Here is an 8,882-nt window from a genome sequence, read left to right on the forward strand (position 1 = left end):
GGCCCAGAGCCCAAGGCCTCCGCCCAGGGTGAGCGCGCCCACCACGCCCGCGGCCATCATCCGGCCGGATGCGCCCGGGCGGCGACCGTCCGCCGGCGGCGGTTCGGAGATCTCAAGCGGCCGGTCGTCGAAATCGTCCTGCGTCATGCGAAGCCCCCTGGTACACGGGTCCCTCGACGCAGCGGGCAGGGGCTTCGCGACGGCGCACGCGCCGTCCAGGTTCCACCCCAACCTCGAACTCTCTCCCAACTCCAGATTGAGGCAAAATCGTGCCGTTGGAAATCCCCACTCTTGAGACCGAACGCCTCATTCTGCGCGCGCCGGAGCCGGGCGATTTCGAGGCCTGGGCCGCGTTCTGCGCCGACGAGGAGGCCGCGCGCTTCATCGGCGGCAAGCAGGACCGCATCGGCGCCTGGCGGATCATGAGCGTCATGTCGGGCGCCTGGCTGGTGCGCGGGTTCTCGATGTTTTCGGTGGTGGAGAAGGCGAGCGGCCAGTGGGTGGGGCGCGTGGGGCCCTGGCAGCCGGAGGGCTGGCCCGGGACCGAGGTGGGCTGGGGCATCGCGCGGGCCGCCTGGGGCAAGGGCTACGCCACCGAGGCGGCGGCGGCGACCATCGACTGGGCCTTCGATGCGCTGGGCTGGACCGAGGTGATCCACACCATCGAGGCGGCCAACGTGAACTCCCAGCGCGTCGCCCAGCGGCTGGGCTCGACGATCCTGCGCCAGGCCGTGCTGCCGCCGCCCATGAACGTGGCCGTGGACTGCTGGGGGCAGAGCCGGGCGGACTGGCTGGCGCGGAGGCGCTGAGGCCTCAGATCCAGCCGCGCTCGCGCAGCTGTCCGGCGTAGGTGCGGCTGACCGGGACTTCGGCGCCGCCCTTGAGCGTCAGCACGGCCCGGCCGTCGCCGCGACGCGCGTCCGTGATGGCCTCGCGCGCCACCCACCACGAGCGGTGGACCTGGGCGCCCTCGACGCCCTCCAGTTCGGCGATGGCGTCCGCCAGGCGCAGGAGGATCAGGTCCTGGCCCTTGGAGGTGTGCAGGCGAAGGTAATGGTCCTCGGCCTCGACGGCCCAGATCTCGGCGCCGCGCAGCTTGAGCGGCAGCCGGTCCAGGAACTTGGGCGGACGGGGAGCGGCCTGGGTTTCGGGGGCCCGCCGCGCCTCCAGCAGCAGGTTTATGGCGGTGAGCGCCAGCGAGACCAGCAGCACCGGCCCGAACAGCATCCACATCCGGGCGAGCGGTATGCGGGTGTCGAACGCCCGGCTGCTGGCGAACCAGACCACCACGGTGAACGGCGCCGACATGACCAGGGCGGCGATCACCGCGTCCAGCCACAGCTTGCCGGTGCGCAGGCGGCCGTTGCGGAAGAATTGCCGGGCGAGGAAGGCGCCCCAGACGTAGCCGACCAGCATCAGCCCCATCCAGTAGGCCAGGCGCGTCGACAGCGGCGCATCGCCAGTCCCGAAGGCGCCGGACAAGGCGAGGAACAGGCTGGAGGCCAGGGCCACCGCAAGGCCGCGCAGCCAGCCGCGCACCTCGTCATAGGGCCCCAGGCGCAGGAGCAGGCGCTGGATCATGCCGCCGCTCGCGAAGCGCCAACGGCGCCCTGCGGCCGTTCGCGAAGGCCCGCCGTCACTCGGCGCATCTCCGCTCGCCACCGTTTCCGCCCGCCGTCATGTGCCGCTCGACCCGGCCGCGCGGAGGCGCCGGCCATCGAGCGGAGATAAAAGGATGTCGTCTGTTTCGCAAACGCCGGCCCGCAAGCCGATGAGTTTCGGGGTGCGGTTCGGGATCGCCATGGCCGCGGTCGTGGGGATCGTCGGCCTGTCCCTGGGTGGGGCGTGGAAGGGCGTCGCCGCCCTGGCGCTTTCGGCCCGGCCGCACTGGCCGGACGTGGCGCTGTTCATGGGCCTCTCGCCCGCCATCAAGGTTCACCTCGTCGCGGCGGTGGCGGCGCTGCTGCTGGGCGGCGTGCTGATGACCGCGCGCAAGGGGCGGACCTTCCACCGGGTCGCCGGCTGGGTCTGGGTGGTCCTCGTCCTTCTCACGGCGGGGGCGACCCTGTTCATCACCAGCCTGAACCATGGGCGGTGGTCGCTGCTGCATCTGTTCACGGGCTGGGTGCTCATCGTCCTGCCGCTCGCGGTGATGTGGGCGAAGCGGCGGGAGGTCCAGCGGCATCGCAGGACGATGATGGGCCTGTTCTACGGCGGCTTCGCCATCAACCTGTTCATCGCCTTCATCCCCGGCCGGACCCTGTGGACGATGTTCCTGGGGTGAGCCCGCTCCCTCGGAGAGAGCAAGCTGTTGACCCGAGGTGACCTTCGTGCGCGCCAGGGCGGTTTTCGGCCGCTCACGCAGTTGTCATCCCGCGAGGGGGCGCTATAAGCCGCCTCACTCGCCGCCAGGGGCGAGCCTCCCTCGCAGTCGCCCCCAAAGGCCTCATGAACATCCACGAACACCAAGCCAAAGCCGTCCTCGCGGAGTTCGGCGTGGCGGTCCCGCGCGGCTATCCCGCGTTCTCCGTCGACGAAGCGGTCGAAGCCGCCAACAAGCTCGGCGGGCCGGTCTTCGTCGTGAAGTCCCAGATCCACGCCGGCGGGCGCGGCAAGGGGCGCTTCGAGGGCCTTGGCCCCGACGCCAAGGGCGGGGTGCGGGTGGTCAAGAGCGTCGAGGACGTGAAGGCCAACGCCGCGGAGATGCTGGGCCGGGTGCTGGTGACGCACCAGACGGGGCCCAAGGGCAAGCAGGTGAACCGCCTCTACATCGAGGAAGGCGCCGCCATCGCCAAGGAATTCTACCTGTCGCTGCTGGTGGACCGCGAAACGAGCCGGGTCTCGGTCGTGGCCTCCACCGAAGGCGGCATGGACATCGAGGAGGTCGCCCATTCGACCCCCGACAAGATCGTGACCTTCACCGTCGACCCGGCCACCGGCGTCTTCCCGCACCACGGCCGCACCCTGGCCGGCGCGCTGGGCCTGAAGGGCGACCTGGCCAAGCAGGCGGCCAAGCTGCTGGAGCAGCTCTATGCCGCCTTCGTCGCCAAGGACATGGCGATGCTGGAGGTCAACCCGCTGATCGTCACGGCCGACGACCAGCTGCGCGTCCTGGACGCCAAGGTCAGCTTCGACTCGAACGCCCTGTTCCGCCACAAGGACGTCGTCGCCCTGCGCGACGAGAGCGAGGAGGACCCGAAGGAGATCGAGGCCTCCAAGTACGACCTCAGTTACATCGCCCTGGACGGCGAGATCGGCTGCATGGTCAACGGCGCGGGCCTGGCCATGGCCACCATGGACATCATCAAGCTCTATGGCGCCGAGCCGGCCAACTTCCTCGACGTGGGCGGCGGCGCCAGCAAGGAGAAGGTCACCGCGGCCTTCAAGATCATCACCGCCGACCCGAACGTGAAGGGCATCCTGGTCAATATCTTCGGCGGCATCATGCGCTGCGACATCATCGCCGAGGGCGTGGTGGCGGCCGTGAAGGAAATGGGCCTGAAGGTGCCGCTGGTGGTGCGCCTCGAGGGCACCAACGTCGAGCTGGGCAAGAAGATCATCAACGAGAGCGGCCTGAACGTGATCGCCGCCAACGACCTCTCGGATGGCGCCGAGAAGATCGTCAAGGCCGTGCGGGGCGCTGCGTAAGACATGTCGATCCTGATCAACAAGAACACCCGCGTCATCTGCCAGGGCATCACCGGCGCCCAGGGCACCTTCCACTCGGAACAGGCCATCGCCTACGGGACGAAGATGGTCGGCGGCGTGACGCCCGGCAAAGGCGGCACGACCCACATCGGCCTGCCCGTCTACGACACCGTCGCCGAGGCGGTGAAGCAGACCGGCGCCGACGCCTCGGTGATCTATGTCCCGCCGCCCTTCGCCGCGGACTCGATCCTGGAAGCCATCGACGCCGAGGTCCCGCTGATCATCTGCATCACCGAGGGCATCCCGGTGGCCGATATGGTCAAGGTGAAGCGCTCGCTCAGCGGCTCGAAATCCAGGCTGATCGGCCCGAATTGCCCCGGCGTGCTGACGCCGGGTGAGTGCAAAATCGGCATCATGCCGGGGAACATCTTCAAGAAGGGCTCGGTGGGCGTTGTTTCCCGCTCGGGCACCCTTACCTATGAAGCCGTTTTCCAGACCTCGCAGGTGGGTCTCGGCCAGACCACGGCCGTGGGCATCGGCGGGGACCCCGTGAAGGGCACCGAGTTCATCGACATGCTCGACATGTTCCTGAAGGACCCGGAGACCGAGTCGATCATCATGATCGGCGAGATCGGGGGTTCGGCCGAGGAAGACGCGGCGGAATTCATCAAGAATTCACCGAACAAGAAGCCAATGGTCGGCTTTATCGCGGGACGCACCGCGCCGCCCGGGCGGCGCATGGGTCACGCGGGTGCGATCATCTCCGGCGGCAAGGGCGGCGCCGAAGACAAGATCGCGGCCATGGAAGCTGCGGGCATCCGCGTGTCGCCGTCCCCGGCGGCGCTCGGGACCACGCTTCTGGATGTTTTGAAGGGCGCGTAAGCGCCACACATTCGTATTGGGGCGGTCCGCGCTCGGCTCCTTCTTCCGAAGTCCGTGGGCCCGCCCGCGGAAGGCGAAGGACATGGCGGACGACGCAGGCCTCATCAACGAAGTGATGGCCGAGACCTCTTTCCTCTACGGCGGCAATGCGGCCTTCGTGGAGGATCTCTACGCGAAATGGGCGGCCGACCCGAATTCGGTCGCCCCGTCCTGGCAGGCGTTCTTCGCCTCGCTGCTCGACGGCAAGTCGGACGTGGCCCGCGCCGCCGGCAAGCCCGCCTGGGCCAAGACCGAAACCCCGCACGCCCGCCCCGACTGGATGAGCGCCATCGACGGGCTGTGGCCCGCGGTCGAAGCCAAGCTCGGCAAGGCGATCGAGGACAAGAAGCCCACCGCCTCGGTGGACGAGGTCCGCGCCGCCACCCTCGACAGCCTGCGCGCCATCATGATGATCCGCGCCTACCGGATGCGCGGCCACCTGAAGGCCAACCTGGACCCGCTGGGCATCGCGACCACGCCGGGCGACGCCTCGGAACTGGACCCGGCCACCTACGGCTTCGCCGAGGCCGACTTCGACCGGCCGATCTTCCTGGACTTCGTGCTGGGTCTCGAGACCGCCAGCATCCGCGAGATCCTGGAGATCCTGCGCCGGACCTACTGCGGCAACGTGGGCGTGCAGTACATGCACGTCTCCGACCCGAAGGAGAAGGCCTGGCTGCAGGAGCGCATCGAGGGCCGCGACAAGGAGATCGTCTTCACCAAGGAGGGCAAGGTCGCCATCCTGAAGAAGCTGATCGAGACGCAAGGGTTCGAGCAGTTCCTGCACCGCCGCTTCCCCGGCACCAAGCGCTTCGGCCTGGACGGCGGCGAGGCCATGGTCCCGGCGCTGGAGCAGATCATCAAGCGCGGCGGCGCCATGGGCGTGAAGGACATCGTCCTGGGCATGCCGCACCGCGGACGCCTGAACGTGCTGGCCGCCGTGATGGGCAAGCCGTACCACATCATCTTCCACGAGTTCCAAGGCGGCTCGGCCGTGCCCTCCGACGTGCAGGGCTCGGGCGACGTGAAGTACCATCTGGGCGCCTCGTCGGACCGCGAGTTCGACGGCAACAGCGTGCACCTGTCGCTGACGGCCAACCCCAGCCACCTGGAGATCGTCAACCCGGTGGTGATCGGGAAGGTGCGCGCCAAGCAGGCCTTCACCCTGCGCGAGCAGCCGAACGCCGGCCGCGGCCACGTGCTGCCGCTGCTGCTGCACGGCGATGCGGCCTTCGCGGGCCAGGGCGTGGTGGCCGAGTGCTTCGCGCTGTCGGGCCTGCGCGGCTACGGCGTCGGCGGCACCATGCACTTCGTGGTCAACAACCAGATCGGCTTCACCACCAGCCCCAAGAACAGCCGCTCGTCGCCCTATCCGACCGACGTGGCCCTGATGGTGGAAACGCCCATCTTCCACGTGAACGGGGACGACCCCGAGGCCGTGACCTTCGCCGCCAAGGTGGGCACCGAGTACCGCCAGCTGTTCGGCAAGGACGTGGTCATCGACATGTTCTGCTACCGGCGCTTCGGTCACAACGAGGGGGACGACCCCACGATGACCCAGCCGCTGATGTACGCGAAGATCAAGAACCACCCGTCGGTGCGCGACCTCTACGCGACGCGCCTGGTGGGCGAGGGCGTCTGCAGCCAGGCCGACGTCGACGGCTGGATCGCCGATTTCGACAAGTTCCTGGACGAGGAGTTCGAGGCCGGCAAGCAGTACAAGGCCAACAAGGCCGACTGGCTGGACGGCAAGTGGTCGGGCCTGAAGCTGCCCACCGGCGACGAGCGGTTCGCCACCGGCGTGCCGAAGCAGAAGCTGCTGGACCTCGGCCGCAAGCTGACTTCGGTCCCCGAGCGGATCGCGGTTCACAAGACGGTCGAGCGGGTGATCGCCGCCCGCCGCGAGGCCATTGAGGCCGGCGTCGGGCTGGACTGGGCCACCGCCGAGAGCCTGGCTTTCGCCAGCCTGCTGGACCAGGGCTATCCGGTGCGCCTCAGCGGCCAGGACAGCGTGCGCGGCACGTTCAGCCAGCGCCACTCGGGCATCATCGACCAGAAGACCGAGGAAGTTTACTTCCCGCTTCGGAACCTCGGCCCCGGCCAGGCGCACTTCGAGGTGCTGGATTCAGCGCTGTCGGAAGAGGCCGTGCTGGGCTTCGAGTACGGCTTCTCGCTGACCGACCCGGACACCCTGACCCTGTGGGAAGGCCAGTTCGGCGACTTCGTGAACGGCGCCCAGGTGGTGATCGACCAGTTCATCAGCTCGGGCGAGCGCAAGTGGCTGCGCATGAGCGGCCTCGTGATGCTGCTGCCGCACGGCTACGAGGGCCAGGGGCCCGAGCACTCGTCGGCGCGCCTGGAGCGGTTCCTGCAGCTCTGCGCGGAAGACAATATGCAGGTGGTCAACTGCACCACCCCGGCGAACTACTTCCACGTCCTGCGTCGCCAGCTGCTGCGGGAATACCGCAAGCCGCTGATCGTCATGACGCCCAAGAGCCTGCTGCGCCACAAGCGCGCGGTGTCCGACCTGGCCGACCTGGCCGAGGGCACCGGGTTCCACCGGGTGATGGTGGACGGCGCCGAGGCGGGCTGCGACGTGGGCGGCGTGACGCTGAAGCCCGACGCCGAGATCACGCGGGTCATCGCCTGCTCGGGCAAGGTCTACTTCGACCTCGTGGAGCAACGCGCCAAGACCGGCCGCGACGACGTCTACATCCTGCGCCTGGAGCAGTTCTATCCCTGGCCGCTGAAGTCGCTCAGCAACGAGCTGAAGCGGTTCAAGAACGCCGAGCTGGTGTGGTGCCAGGAGGAGCCCAAGAACATGGGCGGCTGGCAGTTCGTCGACCCCTGGCTGGAGCTGACGCTGGAGCGCATGAACGTGAAGGCCAAGCGCGCCCGATACGTGGGCCGCCCGGCCTCGGCGTCCACGGCCGCCGGCCTGATGAGCCGCCACCTGAAGGAACTCGAAGCGTTCCTCACGGAAGCCTTCGCCTAGACTTTCCGCTATCCCCACTCTGTTTGTGTCCGAGACCCAAGGAGCCGATCCCCCAATGGCCGACATCATGACCCCCGCCCTCGGTGAATCCGTCACCGAAGCCACCGTGGCGCGCTGGGCGAAGAAGGCCGGCGATGCGGTCCGCAAGGACGAGATCCTGGTGGAGCTGGAAACCGACAAGGTGAGCCTGGAAGTGGCGGCCCCGTCGGACGGCGTGCTGGCCGAGATCACCGCCGAGGAGGGCGCGACCGTCGAGCCCGGCGCGGTGCTGGGCAAGATCAGCGAAGGCGGCGCGGCGGCGGCGGCCCCGAAGGCCGAAGCCCCCAAGGCCGAGGCGCCCAAGCCCGCGCCGAAGCCGGAATCCGCCCCCGCCCCGGCCGCAAAAGCGGCGGCGGAGCCGGTGCTGGCGCCCTCGGCCCAGCGCATCGCCGCCGAGAACAACCTGGAGCCCGCCGCCATCCCGGGCAGCGGCAAGGACGGCCGCGTGACCAAGGGCGACGCCCTGGCCGCCCTGGAAGCCCGCGCCAAGGCCCCGGCCCCAGCGCCCGCGCCGGCCGCGCCTCGCGCCGTCCACGAGCGCGAGGAGCGGGTGAAGATGACCCGCCTGCGGCAGACCATCGCGCGCCGGCTGAAGGAGGCCCAGAACAGCGCCGCCATGCTGACCACCTTCAACGAGGTGGACATGACCGAGGTCATGGCGCTGCGGAACGCCTACAAGGACGTGTTCGAGAAGAAGCACGGCGTGAAGCTGGGCTTCATGTCCTTCTTCGTGAAGGCGGTGATCCACGGCCTGAAGCAGGTGCCGGACGTCAACGCCGAGATCGACGGCACGGACATCATCTACAAGAATCACTACGACATCTCGGTCGCCGTCGGCACCGAGAAGGGCCTGGTGACGCCCGTGGTTCGCGACGCCGACGCCATGAGCCTGGCCGACATCGAGAAGGAGATCGGCGCCCTGGGCAAGAAAGCCCGGGACGGCGCCCTCTCGATGGAGGACCTGCAGGGCGGCACCTTCACCATCTCGAACGGCGGCATTTACGGCTCGCTGATGTCGACGCCGATCCTGAATCCGCCGCAGTCGGGCATCCTGGGCATGCACAAAATCCAGGAGCGGCCGATGGTCGTGAACGGCCAGATCGTGGCGCGTCCGATGATGTACCTGGCCCTGAGCTACGATCACCGGATCGTCGACGGCAAGGGCGCGGTGACGTTCCTGGTCCACGTCAAGGAAGCCATCGAGGACCCGCAGCGCCTGCTGCTGGACGTCTGATCCCCCACGGCGGTCGGGCGGCTCGATCACGGCGATCCCGAGGCG

At 68.7% G+C, this 8,882-nt stretch carries 7 protein-coding genes; 6 read left to right on the forward strand and 1 reads right to left on the reverse strand.

Annotation, left to right across the window (positions count from 1 at the left end; genetic code table 11):
- Positions 1–266 precede the first annotated feature (266 nt).
- Positions 267–809 (forward strand): GNAT family N-acetyltransferase, encoded by a 543-nt coding sequence (locus AX721_RS20915; RefSeq protein WP_068877912.1) that lies wholly within the window; start codon positions 267–269, stop codon positions 807–809.
- A 4-nt stretch (positions 810–813) separates the two neighbouring features.
- Here AX721_RS20915 and AX721_RS20920 read toward each other — a convergent pair whose 3' ends face one another.
- Positions 814–1,581, reverse strand: coding sequence for a LytTR family DNA-binding domain-containing protein (locus AX721_RS20920; protein WP_068877913.1), 768 nt, complete (start codon positions 1,579–1,581; stop codon positions 814–816).
- A 154-nt stretch (positions 1,582–1,735) separates the two neighbouring features.
- On the opposite strand from AX721_RS20920, the gene AX721_RS20925 reads away from it, so the two are divergent.
- The 5 genes from AX721_RS20925 to odhB all read left to right on the forward strand — a co-directional run bounded on the left by AX721_RS20925 (position 1,736) and on the right by odhB (position 8,837).
- Positions 1,736–2,284 carry a DUF2306 domain-containing protein gene (locus AX721_RS20925; protein WP_197422665.1) on the forward strand — a complete coding sequence of 183 codons (549 nt, stop codon included), beginning with the start codon at positions 1,736–1,738 and terminating at the stop codon, positions 2,282–2,284.
- Between the two features lie 164 nt (positions 2,285–2,448).
- Positions 2,449–3,648 (forward strand): ADP-forming succinate--CoA ligase subunit beta, encoded by a 1,200-nt coding sequence (sucC, locus tag AX721_RS20930; protein WP_068877915.1) that lies wholly within the window; start codon positions 2,449–2,451, stop codon positions 3,646–3,648.
- 3 nt (positions 3,649–3,651) lie between these two features.
- On the forward strand, positions 3,652–4,530 hold the full coding sequence (sucD, locus tag AX721_RS20935) for a succinate--CoA ligase subunit alpha (RefSeq protein ID WP_068877916.1): 879 nt from the start codon (positions 3,652–3,654) through the stop codon (positions 4,528–4,530).
- Positions 4,531–4,612: 82 nt separating this feature from the next.
- On the forward strand, positions 4,613–7,564 hold the full coding sequence (locus tag AX721_RS20940; RefSeq protein ID WP_068877917.1) for a 2-oxoglutarate dehydrogenase E1 component: 2,952 nt from the start codon (positions 4,613–4,615) through the stop codon (positions 7,562–7,564).
- A gap of 55 nt (positions 7,565–7,619) precedes the next feature.
- Positions 7,620–8,837: a 2-oxoglutarate dehydrogenase complex dihydrolipoyllysine-residue succinyltransferase gene (gene odhB / locus AX721_RS20945; RefSeq protein WP_068877918.1), complete on the forward strand. Its 1,218-nt coding sequence runs from the start codon at positions 7,620–7,622 to the stop codon at positions 8,835–8,837.
- Positions 8,838–8,882: the final 45 nt, after the last annotated feature.

It is taken from the genome of Phenylobacterium sp. CCH9-H3 (assembly GCF_001557235.1).
Taxonomy (GTDB): domain Bacteria; phylum Pseudomonadota; class Alphaproteobacteria; order Caulobacterales; family Caulobacteraceae; genus Phenylobacterium.